Raw genomic sequence first — 18,583 nt, forward strand, 5'->3', positions numbered from 1 at the left:
CTTGTTATTGCTGAAGCAGCGCGTCCAGATTGGTGAGTGCCGCAGTGAAACCTTCTTTAAAGCCCATGCTCATGATCATTTCAAGATCTTCCGGTTTTTCGTACGTCAGCGTCACGTTGATAAAAGTGTGATTGCCTTCAGGGCGGAACGTCACGTGCCAGTCCGTACGCGGAAAATCGTGATTGGTATTCCAGTTTTCGTCGCAGAATGCATCGAGTCCGGTGAATGATTTTTCAACCTCGACGGTTTTGTAATCTGCGCGGCAGCGGTGTTCGTCGCCCTGAGGCCCCAGCATCGAGTAGAACCAAGAGCCGCCTTCCCTGAAATCCATGCTTTTGGTCTGGGCGCGATATGGTTTCGGTGCCCACCATTGGTCAAGGATTTCGCTGGTTGTCCAGGCTTTCCAGACGGTACTGACCGGCGCTGCGAATGTCCTTTTTACGTGAATTTTGTTGCTTTCTTTGTCTACGGTAAAATCGGTTTGAAAATTTTTCATGTCATTTGGTATTCATCGTTAGTAATATCTTGTCGAGTTCGTTAAAGCGGTCTTGCCAGATTTCGCGGAATTTCTGAAGCCACGCATCTATTTCTTTCATTTTTGAAGGATTAAGCTGATAATATATTTCCCTGCCTGACTGTTGCTGGCGCAGCAATTCGCATTCAGACAGGATCCTGATGTGCTTTGACACCGCCTGCCTGCTGCTTTGAAAGTGTTCTGCAATGGCGTTAGGTGTCATCGCCTGGGATGCGATAAGCAGTAAAATCGCCCGTCGCGTGGGATCAGCGATTGCCTGGAAAGTGTCTCTTCTGGTGTCCATGGGGATATATATGAAACTATTCGGTTGCAAATATAAATGCAATTATTCGGTTGCGCAAGTATATTTTGAAAAATTTTAAATCACAATGGCAGGGTAGGATCGACTGCGTGTCGGTTTTGACTATATTTACGGTTATAAATCATACCGACGATGAAAAAAATATTATTGTTCCTGCTGGCAGCTGCCGTCTTCTCCTGTAAAAATGACAAAGCCAGTCCCGAATTGCAAAAGGAAGTGCAAACCTATCTCGATGGCTACAATAAGGAATACCAGCGGCTCAATGTGCTGGTCAATGAAACCTCCTGGCAGATGCAGATTCACATTGTGGAAGGCGATTCGACCAATGCGGTGGCGAACAACAAGGCGCAGGAAGAATATGCCAGGTTTACAGGCAGCAGTTCCAATATCAATACGGCTAAAAAGTTCCTTGAGCATCCAGAAGAATTGACGGCGCTGCAGCTCAAGCAACTCAAAAGCATTCTCTATAAAGCCGCAAACAATCCCGAAACGCTGAAAGATGTGGTTACCGCCAGGATAAAGGCGGAGACGAGACAAACTGAAAACCTGTTCGGATTTGACTTCAAAATGGATGGCAAATCGGTTTCCGCAAATGACATCGATGCGGTGCTTTCCGATGAAACCAATCTCGCAAAAAGGCGTAAAGCGTGGGAAGCCAGCAAGGAAGTCGGGAAGGGCCTCAAGCCCGGCCTTGCGAAACTGCGCGACCTCAGGAATCAAACGGTTCAGGGACTGGGCTATAAGGATTTTTTCGATTACCAGGTTTCGGATTATGGCATGACAACTGACGAAATGCTCGCGATGCTCAAGCAGTTTAATAAGGATTTGTACCCGCTGTTCCGCGAACTGCACACGTATGCCCGTTATGAATATGCAAAGAAATATGGTGTAAAAAACGTACCGGACATGCTTCCTGCCGACTGGCTCCCGAATCGTTGGGGCCAGGATTGGAGCAGCCTGGTTGACGTGAAGGGTGTTGACCTGGATGCTGCGGTAAAACCTAAAGGCGCCGAGTGGATCGTAAAGCAGGGCGAGCGGTTTTATGTGAGTATCGGCTTTCCGGAGTTGCCCAAAACGTTCTGGGACAAATCCGACCTGTATCCTGCGCCGGCGGGTGCCGCATACAAGAAGAACAACCACGCTTCTGCCTGGCATATGGATCTGGATAAGGATGTGCGGTCATTAATGAGCGTCGAGCCCAACAGCGAATGGTATGAAACATCGCACCATGAGTTGGGTCACATTTACTATTACCTGTCGTACAGCACGCCTGAAGTTCCGTATTTGCTGCGTGAGGGCGCTAATCGTGCGTATCATGAAGCATTGGGCAGCCTGATGGGGATGGCAGCGATGCAAAAGCCATTTATGGAAAACCTTGGGCTGATCCCGAAAGGCACGAAATCAGATGAGATGCAGACCTTGTTGAAAGAAGCCTTGAATTACGTCGTTTTTATCCCTTTCAGTACCGGGACAATGAGCATGTTCGAGCATGATCTGTATGCAAACAACCTGCCCGCCGACCAGTTCAACAAGCGCTGGTGGGAACTCGCGGCGCAATACCAGGGTATTGTCCCGCCGACGGAAAGGGGCGAGGAATTCTGCGATGCGGCGACCAAAACGCACATCAACGATGACGCCGCACAATATTATGATTACGCACTGTCATACATATTGTTGTTCCAGATCCACGATCACATTGCAAAAAATATCCTGCACCAGGATCCGCACGCGACCAATTACTATGGGAATAAGGAAGTCGGGAAGTTCATACAGGACATCATGAAATCCGGTGCCACGGGAGACTGGCGTAAGTTGCTGCGTGAAAAAACCGGCACCGACCTGAGTGCCAAAGCGATGCTTGAATACTTCAGTCCACTGATGGATTACCTCAAAGAAGCGAACAAGGGCAGGAAATACACAATGCCGGCGCTGAAATAGTCTGCCGTCAGATACCTGACCATTCATGATAAAAAAGCTTCCGAATGAGGAAGCTTTTTTTGTTACACCTTTCCCTGATGCCTTGCATCGTAGTCAATCATCCATTCAATGCCGTATTTGTCACGGAACATCCCGAAGTAAGAGCCCCACGGACTGTCCATTATCGGCATTTCGACCTCGCCGCCTTCCGACAGTGCCTCGAATAACCTGTCCGCCTCTTCCTTGCTTTCGGCACCGATCGAAATCTTGCTCCTGTTTTCCCTTTCATTTGTTTTTCCCATAAACGAGGGAACATCGTTGCCCATCAGTACATTCGGGCCGATGGTCAGGGCAATATGCATGATCTTGTTTTCCTCGCCTGCAGGGACCGGGAAGTCGGGATTCGGAAAGTCCTTAAACCGGACGACGTTCGCAAATTCGCCCCCGAAGGCCGCCTTATAGAACTGAAACGCTTCTTCGGCATTGCCGTTGAAATTGATGTGTGGATTGATTAACGCCATAAACTTTGATTTTTTTTTGATTTATAAATATTTGATATTTCAAAAATAGCCCAAAAACATGGATTGAAAAGGGACAAAAACGTAAAACACAGGGGGATTTGCGACACGTGCCGGACAATTCCCAATCCTTGAATAAACACGTTCCTTAATCGCCAAATTCATTATCTTTGTGCTCTACACGTAACAGAACATGCAACACCATATCAGCCAGTTAAACGAAGCCCAGCAACAACCAGTTTTACATAAAGACGGCCCCATGATCATTATCGCGGGCGCCGGATCGGGCAAGACCCGCGTACTGACCATCCGCATCGCTTACCTGATGAGCCAGGGCGTTGATGCTTTCAATATCCTGGCGCTTACTTTTACCAATAAGGCGGCGCGGGAAATGAAGAAGCGGATTTCAGATATCGTCGGCTCGACCGAAGCCAAAAACCTGTGGATGGGTACTTTTCACTCGGTATTTGCCAGGATACTGCGCGCTGAGGCTGACAAGCTGGGCTACCCGTCAAACTTTACGATTTACGACACGCAGGATTCGGTACGGCTCATTTCTGCCATTATTAAGGAAATGCAGCTGGACAAGGACATTTACAAACCAAAGCAGGTTTTCGGAAGGATTTCGTCCTATAAAAACAGCCTTATTACCGTAAAGGCATATTTTAATGATCCCGAGTTACAGGAGGCTGATGCGATGTCAAAAAAGCCACGCATGGGGGAAATTTATCAAAATTATGTAGACCGCTGCTTTAAGGCGGGCGCCATGGATTTTGACGATTTGTTGCTTAAGACCAACGAACTCCTGAATCGGTTTCCGGATGTGCTGCTTAAATACCAGCATCGTTTTAAATACATCCTTGTTGACGAGTACCAGGATACAAATCACTCGCAATACCTCATTGTGCGCGCGCTTTCTGACCGTTTCCAGAATATTTGTGTGGTGGGAGACGATGCGCAGAGTATTTACGCTTTCCGCGGCGCGAACATCAACAACATCCTGAATTTCCAGAAGGATTATGAAGGCGTGAAGACCTATCGCCTCGAACAGAATTATCGTTCCTCGAAGAATATTGTCGAGGCCGCAAACTCCATCATCGACAAGAATAAGGTCAAGCTCGACAAGATTGTCTGGACCGCAAATGATGATGGGCCTCCAATCAAGGTCCACCGCAGCATGACTGACGGTGAAGAAGGGCGTTTCGTAGCCAGTACCATCTTCGAAACCAAGATGCAGAAGCAGTTGATGAACAACCAGTTTGCCATACTGTACCGCACCAATGCCCAGTCGCGCGCGATGGAAGACGCGTTGCGCAAGCGTGACATTCCCTACCGGATTTACGGCGGGTTGTCATTTTATCAAAGAAAAGAAATCAAGGATGTCCTTTGTTACCTCCGCCTGGTTTTGAATCCAAAGGATGAGGAAGCACTGATACGCGTCATTAATTATCCGGCACGTGGCATCGGCGATACGACTATCGAGAAGCTGACCATTGCGGCAAACCACTACAAGCGATCGATTTTCGAGGTAATGCAGCACATCGACAAAATAGACCTCAAGCTGAATTCGGGTACCAAAAACAAGCTCCAGGACTTCGTCACGATGATCCGCAGCTTTCAGGTGCTGAATGAAACACATGATGCGTTTTTTATGGCCGACCATGTGACCAAAAAAACGGGGCTTGTGCAGGAATTGAAAAAGGATGCGACGCCGGAAGGCATTGCGCGGATTGAAAATATTGAGGAATTGCTCAACGGTATGAAGGATTTCATCGAGGGGCAGAAGGAAATTGACGGCGCCCGCGGCTCCCTGTCCGAATTCATGGAGGATGTCGCCCTCGCTACCGACCTGGATAACGATCCGGGCGATGACGACCGCGTGGCCCTGATGACCATCCACCTCGCCAAAGGACTTGAATTTCCGTACGTGTTCATTGTAGGAATGGAAGAGGATTTATTTCCGAGCGCGATGAGCATGAGCACCCGAAGCGAACTCGAGGAAGAACGCCGCCTGTTTTACGTAGCCCTGACGCGCGCGGAACACCAGGCCTACCTGACCTACGCGCAGTCGCGTTACCGTTGGGGCAAACTGAGCGACAGTGAGCCTTCACGCTTCATCGATGAGATTGACGGGCAGTACCTCGAGTACCTTACGCCCGAAGAAAGCAATTACCGCTACCGCCCTATGATTGACATTGATATTTTCGGCGATGTTGATAAGTCGAAACTCAGGCAGAGTAAACCCGTGGCATCCGCGCCCCCAAAGTACATTACCGACAATCAGCCGAAGCCTGACAGTCCGATACGCAGGCTGAAACCCGTCGGGAACCAGAAGCCGGGCACTGCAAACGACCTGGACCTGTCCGTCGGGAATACCGTCATGCACGAACGCTTCGGAAAAGGCGAGGTCGTCAGTATGGAAGGTGCGGGTGCGGATAGAAAAGCCGAAATCTGTTTTGATGTGGGTGGAATTAAGAAGTTGTTGTTACGCTTCGCGAAACTCGATGTGATCGGGTAAAAATAAAAACATGATATTCCGATTTTTCCCGGGTACAATCCGTTTTTTACCTGAGATAACGCAATTAATTCGTACCTTAACAACTACTAACCGTTGCTTGCAAACCACCCGCTGCAACTGTCAACTGTAATGATATGAGCCAATTTATCAAAATCTACCCCGAAAATCCCAATGAGGCAGCCATCGCAAAAGTCGTAAAGGTGCTGCGAGAAGGCGGATTGGTAATTTACCCTACGGATACTGTGTACGGACTTGGCTGTGATATTACCAATTCCAAAGCGCTCGAACGCATCGCCAAGATAAAGGGGATTAAGCTCGAGAAGGCGAACTTTTCTTTTGTATGTTATGATTTGAGCAACCTGTCTGATTATGTAAAGCAGATCGACACTAGCACTTTCAAATTGCTGAAACGCGCGCTTCCCGGACCGTATACCTTCATTCTCCCGGGAAATAACAATCTTCCAAAGGAGTTTAAGAATAAGAATACTGTGGGGATAAGGGTGCCCGACAATGCAATTGCACGCTGCCTCGTTGAAAAATTAGGGAATCCGATTATTTCCACTTCCATCCACGACGATGACGAAGTCCTGGAATATTCCACCGATCCTGAGCTGATTTTCGAGAAATGGCAAAATCTTGTAGATATCGTTATTGATGGCGGTTATGGCGACAATCTCGCTTCTACAATCATTGATTTGTCAGGACACGAACCTGTCGTAGTAAGGGAAGGAAAAGGAAGCCTCGATATACTTTAGGAAATAAGCCTCGTGACATTTTTCGAATCGCTGTGATCCGTCCATTTGACTGGACATTATGCGCCTTTCCTGTCGTTATACACTTCCCTGGAAATTTCCCCGATTAAAGCGGAAAGGGCTTTGGTGTCTTTGCCTTTGGTCATTACTGTGAGCAGGTACGATTTGCCATCAACGTAGATGATGGCCGATTCATGAAGCTGGATCTGATCGACACTGCCCGCTTCCCCAAACTTATGCACCAGTTTGACTCCGGCAGGAAGGCCTTTGGCAATCCCATCCTTAAACTCACATTCGCTGAGCAGCTCTGCTGCATATTCGGAGTTCTTCGCAGACAGGTAATTGGCATTGTAAATCGACCTCATGAACAGCGAATATTGGGAGGCGTTGAAATAATAATGCTGCGCATACATATTGGGTACTTCAAGACCGATGTCAGCGAACATTTTTTGTAAAATTTCAGGCTTCATGTACGTTTCCAACAGCGCCGTGGCGTTGTTATCGGAATATCGGATCATGTACTCAAGCAATTCCTTAATGGTGTAATTGTGGCCAAGCTGTATCGATTTGTCCGAATACATTACGTGCTTGTTGATATCAAATACCTTATTGTAGGCGACCAGCTTATTGAGGAAACCCGGACTTTCTTCGGACATTTTCAGGATGGCCATCATTACCGGCACCTTAAACAAAGAACCGGGCTCATAGGCCTCATTTCCGTTGATGTCTATCCATTCCCTGTTTGACCTGAGGTAGACCGATGCGTTGATGACCCCATTGTTTGTCTTATACTGCTCGATGATGCCGGTCAGTTTGGATTTGATCGGTTGCAGGCTTTCCGATTCGCAATCGCCGTCAACAAACATAATCGGTTTGATGAATTTGTAGCCCTCAAGCCTTTTAATATTATAGTTGCACGCATAGCCGGCAATAGCCGTCTCGTCTTTTTTATCGTTTTTTCCGCCGATATAGCCACTGGCCAGAAAGGTCAGGCCGGCTACAATCACCGACATAACCAGTATATGCCATACTGAATATTTTTTTGTGGAAGGATTCGTCATTTTTGTTTGTTCGGTTTTTTTGGTTGGCAAATGTAACTCAAGATTGCCCATCGCCCGTGCCGCGAAACGTGAAATATTACTTACTTTTTTGTTAAAGTTTCACTGGTGCAACCATAAGATATAACCTACTATAACAGGTGAAAATGAAAATACCCTACCATGATTTTCAATATGCGAAAAAAAAATCCCAACCTGTTAAAGTTGGGATTTGGTGCGATGTATCATATTGAAAATCAGATTATTTCTGCGCTTTCATTTCTTTTTCGATCATTTCATAAAACTGGTCGATCTTCGGAAGTACGATAATCCTTGTTCTCCTGTTTGTGGCGCGGTTTTCTGCATTGCTGTTATCTACCAGCGGAATGAATTCGCTGCGTCCGGCTGCAATCAGCTGCGCAGGGTTCACCTTAAGGTCCTTAGTCAACACCCTTACGATAGACGTTGCGCGCTTCACGCTCAGATCCCAGTTGTCAAGCAGGGTACCGTTGCTGATAAACGGAACATTGTCGGTGTGCCCTTCAACCATACATTCGAAGTCAGGCTTGCTGTTGATTACTTTGGCCACTTTAGCCAGGATTTCTTTCGCCCTGTCGCTGACCATGTAGCTTCCGCTCTTGAACAGCAGCTTGTCGGCTATCGAAATAAAGACAACCCCTTTTTCAACATTGACTTCAATGTCAGGGTCAGAAATACCAACCTCCCTTTTCAGGCTCGTTACCAAAGCCAGCGTCACACTGTCCTTTTTGGTGAGGGCATCCTGCATGCGGCTGATCTTCAGGTCTTTTTCCTTAATAGTCTCAAGGGCTTTCTCGATATTCTGCGCCCCTTGCGTAGTCAGGGTGGTCATGTTACCCATATTGTTGATCAGGTCGGAATTGTTCTTTTTAAGGAACTCCATCTGCTGGGCCAGCGCTTCTTTTTCGGTAAGGCACAGGTTCAATTTAACGGTGGTTGAATTCAGCAAATCCTGGATTTCCTTGTTTTTGGCTTCCAAAGCCGCAATTTTTTTCTTTGCGCCGCAAGAAGTAAGGGTTAACATACCCATTACTGAAAGCGCTAAAATGATTTTCCTCATGATGATGTGTTTTAGTTTCCGAACACAAAATTAAGGCTTTTATTACACAAATGTTAAAATCAGAAACCTAAACTATTGTTAAAACAGATTGTGAAAGGTCTTCTTTCCGCTGATGTAGTAAGCCTTTACGATACTTTTTACGGCGTAATAATCCCGCTTCTGATGCTTTTCCCGTTTTTGAAGCGTGGTACCAAATCGCCCGTAAAACGAAAAATGCGCTTCGATAATCGCCAGGAAGTGGCGGAGCTTCCCCTTGGATAAAAACTGGAATGCTGCAACCGCATCAAGAAGCAATCTTTGAAACAAAACAGAGTAGAGCGATGGCCTGGGAAGGTTTTTGGTGAGCATCAGTAAAGAATTCCGGAAATTGAGAAAAGTTTTCCTGGGATTTCCCTGCTGTAGCGTCGCTCCGCCCACATGGTAAACCGTCGACTCCGGAATGTAACGGATCGTGAGGCCCTTATTGAAAATCCGCCAGCACAGGTCAATTTCTTCCTGATGGGCAAAAAAACTGTCGTCGAAACCACCAAGCTGCCGGTACACGGCTTTCCTGATGAAAAGACACGCGCCTGATGCCCAGAAAATGTCTTTCGCATCGTCGTACTGCCCGTGGTCGGTTTCGATGGTGTCAAAAATGCGTCCGCGGCAAAACGGGTAACCGAATTTATCAATAAATCCACCACCGGCGCCAGCGTACTCAAAATACTGTTTGTCTTTGTAATCGCGTATTTTCGGTTGAATCGCTGCGACGTTTTTTTCAGTCTCAAATGTGCTCAAAATGGGTTGGAGCCAATTTTCGGTAACTTCAATATCAGAGTTGACCAAAGCATAAATGTCCTCGTCCACAAACCGCAATGCTTCATTATAGCCTTTGGCAAAGCCGAAATTACCGGTGTTACGGATGATTTTGACCGAAGGGTAATAGGTTTTTACAAAATCCAGCGAATCGTCAGTTGAGGCGTTGTCCGCCACATACACCACCGCTTCGGGCGAGTATCTGACGACCGATGGCAGGAATTGCTCGAGTAATGATTTCCCGTTCCAGTTCAGGATGACGACGGCGACTGTCATAACGCCGTGCTTTTTAGTCCAAAATCAGGCAGGTCCTTCAGGAAGACATAACGTTCTTTTTCAAAATCCATGCGACAAAAGTAATGATTATGCCCGTTGGTCACCATCAGGTAATCGGCTTTCATGACCATATTATAACGCGCAATCTGGTCGAAGGTATTTTGTGTTATGGTGACTTCAGGTGCTTTACATTCCACCAGTATATTGATATTGCCGTTATTGTGAAACACCACAGCATCATAGCGTTTTGTCAATCCATTAACTTTCAGCAGTTTTTCAACATTGACTAAGGAATGCGGGTATTTTTTTTGGAGTAAGAGAAACTGCACTACATGCTGGCGTACCCATTCTTCCGGAGTCAGTACCACGAATTTTTTGCGTATCGGGTCAAAGATTAAGATCTTATTTTCGCTATTTTTGAACCGAAAACCGTAAGTAGGAAAATTGAGCTGCTGCATACGGCAAAGATAATTGACAATTCACAATCCACAATCAATAATTAACGGCTTCCCGTACGTTGTAGCCTGAGCCCTGTACTAAAAATGGATGAAGTCGTAAAAATCGTAAATGATATCAAGGCCGGAAATATCAAGCCCATCTATTTCCTGATGGGGGAGGAACCGTATTATATCGATAAGCTATCCGATTATATTGAGGAAAATGTGCTTTCCGAAGAGGAAAAAGGCTTCAATCAGTCTGTTTTGTATGGTCGCGATGTGAGTATGGAAGACATTATCGGGTCGGCAAAAAGGTATCCGATGATGGCCGAAAAGCAGGTTGTGATTGTCAAGGAAGCCCAGGAACTAACCAAGACCATCGACAGGCTCGAGGGTTACGCGGACAATCCGATGCCGTCAACCGTGCTGGTTTTCTGCTATAAATACAAGACCCTAGACAAGCGCAAGAAAGTGACCAAGCTGCTCGAGAAAAACGGGTTGGTTTACGAAAGCAAGAAGCTCTATGAGAACCAGGTAGGGCAGTGGATCACGAGGGTTTTGCAGGGCAAGGGATACACTATGGAACCGAAGGCCAATGCGATGCTCGTGGAATTTCTTGGAACCGACCTGAGTAAAATCAGCAATGAACTGGACAAACTCCAGATTATTCTGCCCAAGGGCACCACCATCAGCGCGAAGCACATCGAGGAAAACATCGGTTTCAGCAAGGATTATAACGTATTTGAGCTGCGGAAAGCCATCGGCGATAAAAATCAGGTGAAAGCCTACCAGATCGCGCATTATTTTGCAGAAAATCCGAAGGACAATCCGATGGTCGTCACCACCAGCCTTGTGTTTGGGTTTTTTGTGAACCTGCTGCAGTACCACGGACTGAAAGACCGCAACCCGAAGAATGTCGCTTCAGTGCTGAAGGTCAACCCGTATTTCCTGAAGGACTATGACATCGCATTGAAAAATTATCCAATGAGGAAAGTCAGTGCCATCGTGGCGGCTTTACGCGAAATCGACATGAAAAGCAAGGGCGTCGGCGCGAACTCACTTTCCAATTCGGATTTACTGAAGGAAATGCTGGTGCATATTTTTAATTGAATGTCGCACTGTCCGAATATCAAATGGCCGCAAAATCCGATAATCCGGTAATCTGACAAATCCAAAAATCACTTACCTTTGCGCGCAAACAACAACACAATGAACAATACGATTACAAGGACGGATTTCCGTTTTCCGGGACAGCAATCCGTTTACCACGGGAAAGTCCGCGATGTGTACAATATCAATGATGAACTTCTGGTCATGGTCGCCACCGACAGGCTTTCGGCGTTTGACGTCGTCATGCCCAAAGGAATTCCTTTTAAAGGACAAATCCTCAACCAGATTGCCACGCGCTTTATGGAGCTTACGCAGGATATCGTGCCAAACTGGCTCATCGCCACACCCGACCCGAATGTTGCCGTCGGGCACTTATGCGAGCCTTTCAAGGTGGAAATGGTCATCCGTGGTTACCTTTCAGGACATGCTGCACGCGAATACGCTTTGGGTAAAAGGACACTTTGCGGAGTGACACTGCCCGAAGGGTTAAAAGAGAATGACAAATTCCCGCAACCGATTATCACGCCAACTACAAAAGCGGATAATGGTGAGCACGATATGGACATTTCGCGTGAGGAAATCCTATCGCGCGGAATCGTTTCAGAAGAAGATTACCTTGTATTGGAAAATTATACACATGCGTTATTCCAACGCGGCACACACATCGCTGCCGGTCGCGGACTCATCCTCGTAGATACCAAATATGAATTTGGGAAAACCAGGGACGGAAAGATTGTGCTGATCGACGAAATTCATACACCCGATTCTTCGCGTTATTTTTATGGTGAAGGCTATCAGGCAAGACAGGACAATAACGAAGAACAGAAGCAACTTTCAAAGGAATTTGTACGGCAATGGCTGATTGCCAATGGTTTCCAGGGTAAAGATGGACAGCAGATTCCGCATATGGATGAAGCCTACATCAATAGTGTTTCGGAAAGATATATTGAGTTGTATGAAAATATCCTTGGCGAAAATTTCATAAAGGCCGATATCAATGCCATTTCGGAGAGGATTGAAAAGAATGTGACCGACTTCCTTAACAAATAGGATCCGCAGTCATATTGTTTTCGACAATATTGTTAAACCGTCCTCGTGGTCTCTATGCAAGACTCCGGGGGACCGACGCTGCATTCAACCATTACCATAAATCTTTTGGTACAAATCGCGGTATTTTTCCAATACGATTTTGCGTTTCAGCTTTAGGGTAGGGGTGAGCTCCCCGCCGTCTATCGACCATACATTTGGCGTAAGCTCGAAACGCTTGATTTGTTCCCAATTCCCGAATTTCTTATTGAGTGCTTCGATTTCCTCATCGATGCGTTTGATCACCTCAGGGTTTTCGGCAATCTCTTTATGTGAATTGCCTACGTTGATATTGTGCAATCTCGCCCATTCCTTTACGAAGTCAAAATTGGGCTGTATGAATGCGCCCGGCATCTTTTCGCCATCGCCGATAACCATAATCTGTTCGATAAAACGGGATTGTTTCATGGCATTCTCAAGCAATTGCGGTGCAATGTATTTTCCTCCGGAAGTCTTGAACATCTCTTTCTTACGGTCGGTGATTTTCAGGAAACCCTCTTCATCAATAATACCGATATCACCGGTATGGAAATAATCGCCCTGCAGGACTTCCGCAGTTTTTTCAGGATCTTTATAATAGCCCATCATCACATTCGGGCCTTTGCACAGGATTTCTCCGTCTTCGGCAATTTTGACTTCAACATTTTCAATGACACGGCCTACGGTACCAATTTTAAATCCGCCATTCCGCCTGTCATTTACGGCAATTACCGGTGAGGTTTCGGTCAGGCCATAGCCTTCCATCACATAGATTTCTGCAGCAGCGAAAACACGCGCCAAACGTGGCTGCAGTGCGGCGCTGCCTGACACCATAAGTTCGAGTTTCCCGCCGAGACCTTCCTTCCATTTACTGAAAATCAGTTTTCTGGCAATCGAAAGCTGGAATTCATACCAAAACCCGTTTTTGCCGTAAGGCTCGTATTTCAGTCCCAGGTCGATGGCCCAGAAGAACAATTTCCTTTTGATGCCGGTCAGTTCGGCGCCCTTGGCATAAATCCGGTCGTATACCTTTTCAAGAAGCCGTGGCACGGCGGTGATTACATTCGGCTGCGCTTCTTTCAAATTGTCCACAAGCTTGTCGATGGATTCAGCGAAATATACTGACACACCGTAATATTGGTAGATGTAAAGGATCATCCTTTCATAAATATGGCAGATGGGCAGGAAGCTCAGCGCGCGGCTGCGGCCTTCCTCGAAAGGGATCCGGGGTGCGCTGCCCAGTACATTGGCTACGATATTTTTGTGTGAGAGCATGACGCCTTTAGGCCTGCCCGTGGTGCCTGACGTATAAATGATGGTAGCAAGGTCGTCAGTATGGATTGTATTTTTGATATTTTCCACCTCAGGCTGATTGCTGTCGTTTTTTCCAAGTTCGAGTAATTGCTCCCAATGCTCACAACCCTCAATACGGTCAAAGCAGAAGACATTCACGAGCGACGGCACATTGGCCCTGATCTGGTTTACCTTGGCGAGCACTTCGGTGTCAGATACAAAACAATATTTTGATTCAGAATGGTTTAGGATGTATTGGTAATCTTCTTCGGAAATCGTCGGATAAATTGGGACGTTCTGCGCCCCGGTCTGTAAAATCCCAATATCCATGATGTTCCATTCCGTCCGGTTTGACGAAGAAATGACAGCAATCTTGTCGTCTTTTTTTACGCCCATACGCAGCAGCGCCCGCGATACGGCATTGGCTTTGGCAATATATTCCCTAGTGGAGGTTGCTTCCCAGACACCGTTATATTTGGTGACCAACGCCTCTTTCAGATCATGCTTTTCAAGTTGGTAGTACGGAAAATCGAACAGCCGGGTAATTTCTGTCATGGCACTTATTTTGCTGCAAAGTAATGAAAAAGTTCTGAAGTTTGAAGTCGGTGTCACCGCAAGCTGCCGCCTGTCCGCTCGCTTAGGATTTGTGGCGGTCCCGGATCACTCATTTCCGGGCAAGCTTCGTACGGATCTTGCTGAGAAATTCTGCCGAAATCCCCAGGTAGGAAGCGATATGATGTTGCGCCACACGCTGCGGAATGGTCGGGTACTGTGCAATAAATTCAAGGTATTTCTCCGTGGCGGTTTTGGCAATCGTGTGAAAGAGCCGGTTTTGCGTCACCGCCATATTGCGCATTAACAGGATGCGGAAAGCGCGCTCGAACTTCGGGGCCTTCGCAAAAAGCATTTCTTTGGTTTCGGGGGTAAACAGCAGGAATTCACAGTCTTCCAGTGTCTCGATATACAATTGGCTGGGCTTGGTTTCATACATGCTGAACGACACGTCGCTGACCCATGCATCTTCGATGGCAAATTGCAGGATCACTTCAAAACCATTGGCGTCAATATAATATTTACGGATGCAGCCGCTCACAACAAACGCCTCGAAATCGCACTTTTCACCCTCACGCAGCATGATGGTCTTGCGCGGCACTTTTTTGTATTGCAGCAAAGAATGGAAGATGTCCAGCTCGTCACGGGTGAACGAGACATACCTGGAAATGGCGGCGTCAATCTGGTCGTACATTCAATTAAAATTTGCAACAGGCGTGGTTTACAAAGGTGCAAAGTTTTTAGTTATGAACGAAAAGTTGTCTACCTTAAATTGGATTGGTGTGGCATTCGGCAGCGCGATAACTTTGGCACTTTGTCACTATCTTTGCAAAAAACTTCCCGTCATGATTCTCGAAAAAGCCATTGACAACCCTTTTGAAGTCCAGATTTCGTTTCACAAGCTGCTTGAAAACCTCGAGGCCATCGCTGCCGCAGACGTCGATTACAGGGCGCATTACGCAAAAGGTCTTCTTGAGGCCGTTGCAGCCGTGCCCGAATTGCGCGACGGCATTCGGGATTTCTCGACAATCAAATTCCACACCGAACTCATCAGGAACCTGCTGGCCGATTTATTCCCGACGGCACTGACCAACAATGAGATCAAGGCAATCACCATCCCGTTCCACAACATTACGTTCAATTACTCGACGCGTTTCCAGCAGATCCTGAACAATGCCGGACCTGATTTCGATATGGAGATCCGTGACTTTACCGACGACAGCTTTTACGTCATGAGCTGTTGTATGATCCTCAATGGGTATTATGGGTACAATTTCGATTTCAGCAAACCGTTTTTTTATGATATTCCGGATGCGGCAGGCATCATGCGCCACTACCGGATTTTATACAATGCCGATTTCATCGAGATTTTCCCTACCGAAAAATCGCTGCCCATCAGCGCTGAAGAAGTCGATTTGTTGATTGACAATTTTGATAATGTGGCTTTGTGGAAAGAAAAGTTCCCGTCCAAAAGCTGGATTATGCGCGGATTTGGGATCATGACCCTATACGATGCCACGGTTGAAAGCGCGGTTTCCAACCTCAAGACAAACCTGCTGACACCGAAAAACGAAGCCGATAAGGAGGACATACGCGAAAGCTTCCAGAGCATTTTCCGTTCGATATTCCGGTTCAGCGACCTCCGGATCGGGTACAGCTCGATTGACCCGATGACGAACCAGTTTACGGTGTCTCCGTTTGAAAAAGACATTACGAGTTTCCTGACCTGTGACGAGGGTGGTTCCGACTGTGATTATTTTTTCTGCCATACCTCAATGCCGGAACTGATCAAGGAGAGTAAGTATTTCGTGATTTCGGATGTCGCCCAATTCAGCAAAGACCATCCTGAAAGCAAACTGGCTGCAAAATTACTGCAGCAGCACATACATTCCGCTATTTTTGCACCGGTCGTGAAGAACGGTACCCTGCTTGGGATTGTCGAATTGGTTTCGGAAAAGACAAAACAGCTGAACACCATCAATTCCAATAAGCTTGATATCGTGATGCCCTACCTTGTCGATACCATTGACCGGTACTACTCGGAAATCAACAACCAGGTCGAGGCCCTGATCCAGAAAGAATATACGACAATCCACCCGAGCGTCTATTGGAAATTCCGCGAGGAAGCGCACAGCCACCTGAACGACGCCTCATCGCTGCACGAAATCGTTTTTAATGATGTCTATCCGCTGTTTGGACAGATTGACATCAAAGGTTCGTCAGACCGCAGGAATGCTACGACAAAAGAGGACATCATCCAGCAGGTAAGTTCGCTGAAATCGATTTTTGAAAGCATCAACGAGGGCAATAAGCTGCCAATCTTCGAACAGAAGATCTTTGAGCTGGAGCAGTACCTCGTGACGTTGAAAGACGCCATCAAGGCCGATTCCGAGCACATCATCCAGAACTACATCCGCAGTGAGATCCATCCGGTACTCAAGCGTCATCAGCCGGAACGTCCCGAAACCAAGGCATTGATGGAGCGCTATTTTGACACGCTCGACCGCAGCTCGGACACTGTCTACGCGGCGCGTAAGAAATATGATGCGACGGTGTCGATCATCAATAAGAAAATGGCTGACATCCTCGACAAAAGCCAGGTCGACGCACAGCGATATTATCCGCACTACTATGAACGCTTCAAGACCGATGGTGTGGAGCACAACCTGTATATCGGGAATTCGATTACCAATGAGCCGCAGTTCGATTTCCTGTACCTGTACAACTTACGTCTGTGGCAATTGCAGGTGATGTGCGAAATGGAAAATCAATACCACCTTTTGCAGCCGTCGTTGCCATACCCGATGGAGGTCGCTTCGCTGATTCTCGTCATTAACCTGCCCATTACGATCCGCTTCCGTATGGATGAGAAGCGTTTCGATGTCGACGGCTCGTACAATGCGCGCTACGAAGTCATCAAAAAACGCATCGACAAGGCTTTCATAAAAGGGAGTACGGAGCGCATTACCCAAGAGGGCCGAATCACCATTGTGTATGCCCAGCAGGAAGAAGAGCAGGAGTACAAGCGCTATATCGCATTCCTGCAGCACAAGAAGCGGCTGGGGCCCAAGGTCGAGTTTTTTGAAATCGAGGATTTACAGGGTGTCTCCGGACTGAAAGGCATCAGAGTCGAGGTGCTGTATGACGAAACGGGACAGAAACTGTACAGCTACAATGAATTGCTTAAAGAGATTGAAAGTTAAGCGCGGATCGACTGGAAAGCAATCACAAAGGCGATAACAGATAGCACAATCCCAAACATAAAAATGTTGTACGTAATGCGCAGCAGCTTGTATTTTCGGTTGAGTACCAGTCCAAGGAAATACAGGTCACGGATCATGCTGTTGTACAAATACTCCTTGTCTTTCATCATTTCATTCATTGCCCATTCGTACTCGTCGAGCGGCATTTTATAGAAATTCCCGAAAAACAGCAGGTTTACCTTTTTGTCCTCGATTTCTTTGCGCGTAAACGATCCCGAGGTGACTTTCGGTCGCGTGGACAGGATTGCGAAGATGATTGAAATAACGCTGAACAGCAGCAGCACAAACGTTGGCACTACCAGGTGCGCGTTGCCGGGGCTATCCAGTTTTGGGATCAGGGTCGAAAGCGAGATGGAAATAATGATCGCATTTACCGACAACAGGATATTCGCTTTGCTGTCAGCAATCTGGCTCAGTTGCGTATGGTTATTGAGCGTCACCTTAAACATCGTCTCCACCCCGCGCTCCGGTTTTGAATCGTCTTTTTTCTTTTTGTCTTTCTTGTTATAATCCAGTGTTTTATCTTCAATCATCTGCTGTAAAAGGCTAATGTTTTTTTCTTTTTTGGGCTGCCATTTTTCTTTGGCGTAGGCGGTATAATACCGGTGCTTTTGAGTCAGCATCCGGAGGTTGCCTTCGAGCCATTCAAGATCGGAAAATCTTTTGCCTGAACTCACTTCCCATTCCTTCCGGAGCTGCTCACTAATGCTCATATATTCCTTCCTGGCAAAGTGCGCGGCATCGGCATCCCGTATCATGAACTCAATTTCGGTTTGCGGTTCTTTCCGGATATCGGTGGCTAATATCAGTTGTTGGGTTAACGCTGACAGGTTTTCATCAATATTCTCTTTTACGGCAAAATCCTTGAATACGGTCACGCTTTTCTGTTCGTGTTCATCACAGCCAACGGTGTAGCCGGTGTCATGAAACCAGGCGGCCAGCAGTAAGGCGGTATGCTCTTCGGACTGCGGTTTTTCAGCTTTTGCAATCTTCTCTACCGCTTCCACCACGCGCAAAGTATGGTTGAAATTATGGTAAGTATATGCCGGAGATAACTTATCTTTGAATAGCGCAAAAACAAATTGTTCCGCTTTTTCTATAATGCCCATGATGAA

16 protein-coding genes are annotated in these 18,583 nt (G+C 46.8%); 6 read left to right on the forward strand and 10 right to left on the reverse strand.

The features are described from left to right. Positions 1-4: 4 nt before the first annotated feature. Complete coding sequence (locus HYN48_RS09390; RefSeq protein WP_108370998.1) at positions 5-496, reverse strand: SRPBCC family protein; 492 nt, start codon at positions 494-496, stop codon at positions 5-7. A 1-nt stretch (position 497) separates the two neighbouring features. Beyond that, positions 498-818 (reverse strand): ArsR/SmtB family transcription factor, encoded by a 321-nt coding sequence (locus HYN48_RS09395; protein ID WP_108371000.1) that lies wholly within the window; start codon positions 816-818, stop codon positions 498-500. 150 nt (positions 819-968) lie between these two features. On the opposite strand from HYN48_RS09395, the gene HYN48_RS09400 reads away from it, so the two are divergent. Further along, complete coding sequence (locus HYN48_RS09400) at positions 969-2,774, forward strand: M2 family metallopeptidase (RefSeq protein WP_108371003.1); 1,806 nt, start codon at positions 969-971, stop codon at positions 2,772-2,774. A gap of 62 nt (positions 2,775-2,836) precedes the next feature. On the opposite strand, the gene HYN48_RS09405 is transcribed toward HYN48_RS09400, so the two are convergent. Further along, complete coding sequence (locus HYN48_RS09405; protein WP_108371005.1) at positions 2,837-3,274, reverse strand: VOC family protein; 438 nt, start codon at positions 3,272-3,274, stop codon at positions 2,837-2,839. A 190-nt stretch (positions 3,275-3,464) separates the two neighbouring features. On the opposite strand from HYN48_RS09405, the gene HYN48_RS09410 reads away from it, so the two are divergent. Beyond that, a complete protein-coding gene (locus HYN48_RS09410) occupies positions 3,465-5,789 on the forward strand; it encodes an ATP-dependent helicase (protein WP_108371007.1) in 2,325 nt (774 codons plus the stop codon). A 134-nt stretch (positions 5,790-5,923) separates the two neighbouring features. Then, entirely contained in the window at positions 5,924-6,544 is a 621-nt protein-coding gene (locus tag HYN48_RS09415; protein WP_108371009.1) for an L-threonylcarbamoyladenylate synthase, read from the forward strand. A 56-nt stretch (positions 6,545-6,600) separates the two neighbouring features. Here HYN48_RS09415 and HYN48_RS09420 read toward each other — a convergent pair whose 3' ends face one another. The 4 genes from HYN48_RS09420 to HYN48_RS09435 all read right to left on the reverse strand — a co-directional run bounded on the left by HYN48_RS09420 (position 6,601) and on the right by HYN48_RS09435 (position 10,206). Continuing rightward, complete coding sequence (locus tag HYN48_RS09420; RefSeq protein ID WP_181248449.1) at positions 6,601-7,602, reverse strand: serine hydrolase; 1,002 nt, start codon at positions 7,600-7,602, stop codon at positions 6,601-6,603. A gap of 238 nt (positions 7,603-7,840) precedes the next feature. Then, positions 7,841-8,677, reverse strand: a complete 837-nt coding sequence (locus HYN48_RS09425; RefSeq protein WP_108371013.1) for an OmpA/MotB family protein — start codon at positions 8,675-8,677, stop codon at positions 7,841-7,843. Positions 8,678-8,755: 78 nt separating this feature from the next. Continuing rightward, positions 8,756-9,748: a glycosyltransferase family 2 protein gene (locus tag HYN48_RS09430; RefSeq protein ID WP_108371015.1), complete on the reverse strand. Its 993-nt coding sequence runs from the start codon at positions 9,746-9,748 to the stop codon at positions 8,756-8,758. After that, positions 9,745-10,206: a type I restriction enzyme HsdR N-terminal domain-containing protein gene (locus HYN48_RS09435; protein WP_108371017.1), complete on the reverse strand. Its 462-nt coding sequence runs from the start codon at positions 10,204-10,206 to the stop codon at positions 9,745-9,747. Before HYN48_RS09435 ends, HYN48_RS09430 begins: the two co-directional genes overlap by 4 nt. 84 nt (positions 10,207-10,290) lie before the next feature. Here HYN48_RS09435 and holA point away from each other — a divergent pair, with 84 nt between their 5' ends. Both holA and HYN48_RS09445 read left to right on the forward strand, forming a co-directional pair. Then, a complete protein-coding gene (holA, locus tag HYN48_RS09440) occupies positions 10,291-11,295 on the forward strand; it encodes a DNA polymerase III subunit delta (RefSeq protein ID WP_108371019.1) in 1,005 nt (334 codons plus the stop codon). 99 nt (positions 11,296-11,394) lie between these two features. After that, positions 11,395-12,345 (forward strand): phosphoribosylaminoimidazolesuccinocarboxamide synthase, encoded by a 951-nt coding sequence (locus tag HYN48_RS09445; RefSeq protein WP_108371021.1) that lies wholly within the window; start codon positions 11,395-11,397, stop codon positions 12,343-12,345. A gap of 84 nt (positions 12,346-12,429) precedes the next feature. On the opposite strand, the gene HYN48_RS09450 is transcribed toward HYN48_RS09445, so the two are convergent. Together HYN48_RS09450 and HYN48_RS09455 are read right to left on the reverse strand one after the other, a co-directional pair. Beyond that, entirely contained in the window at positions 12,430-14,208 is a 1,779-nt protein-coding gene (locus HYN48_RS09450; RefSeq protein WP_108371023.1) for an AMP-dependent synthetase/ligase, read from the reverse strand. 109 nt (positions 14,209-14,317) lie between these two features. Then, positions 14,318-14,899, reverse strand: coding sequence for a Crp/Fnr family transcriptional regulator (locus HYN48_RS09455; protein ID WP_108371025.1), 582 nt, complete (start codon positions 14,897-14,899; stop codon positions 14,318-14,320). Between the two features lie 151 nt (positions 14,900-15,050). On the opposite strand from HYN48_RS09455, the gene HYN48_RS09460 reads away from it, so the two are divergent. Continuing rightward, entirely contained in the window at positions 15,051-17,408 is a 2,358-nt protein-coding gene (locus HYN48_RS09460; protein WP_108371027.1) for a GAF domain-containing protein, read from the forward strand. Here the strand turns inward: HYN48_RS09460 and HYN48_RS09465 are convergent. Continuing rightward, positions 17,405-18,577 (reverse strand): Pycsar system effector family protein, encoded by a 1,173-nt coding sequence (locus tag HYN48_RS09465; protein WP_108371029.1) that lies wholly within the window; start codon positions 18,575-18,577, stop codon positions 17,405-17,407. The two genes, HYN48_RS09460 and HYN48_RS09465, sit on opposite strands and share 4 nt — an antisense overlap. Positions 18,578-18,583 lie beyond the last annotated feature (6 nt).

Origin of the sequence: Flavobacterium magnum (genome assembly GCF_003055625.1) — a bacterium.
Classification (GTDB): domain Bacteria; phylum Bacteroidota; class Bacteroidia; order Flavobacteriales; family Flavobacteriaceae; genus Flavobacterium; species Flavobacterium magnum.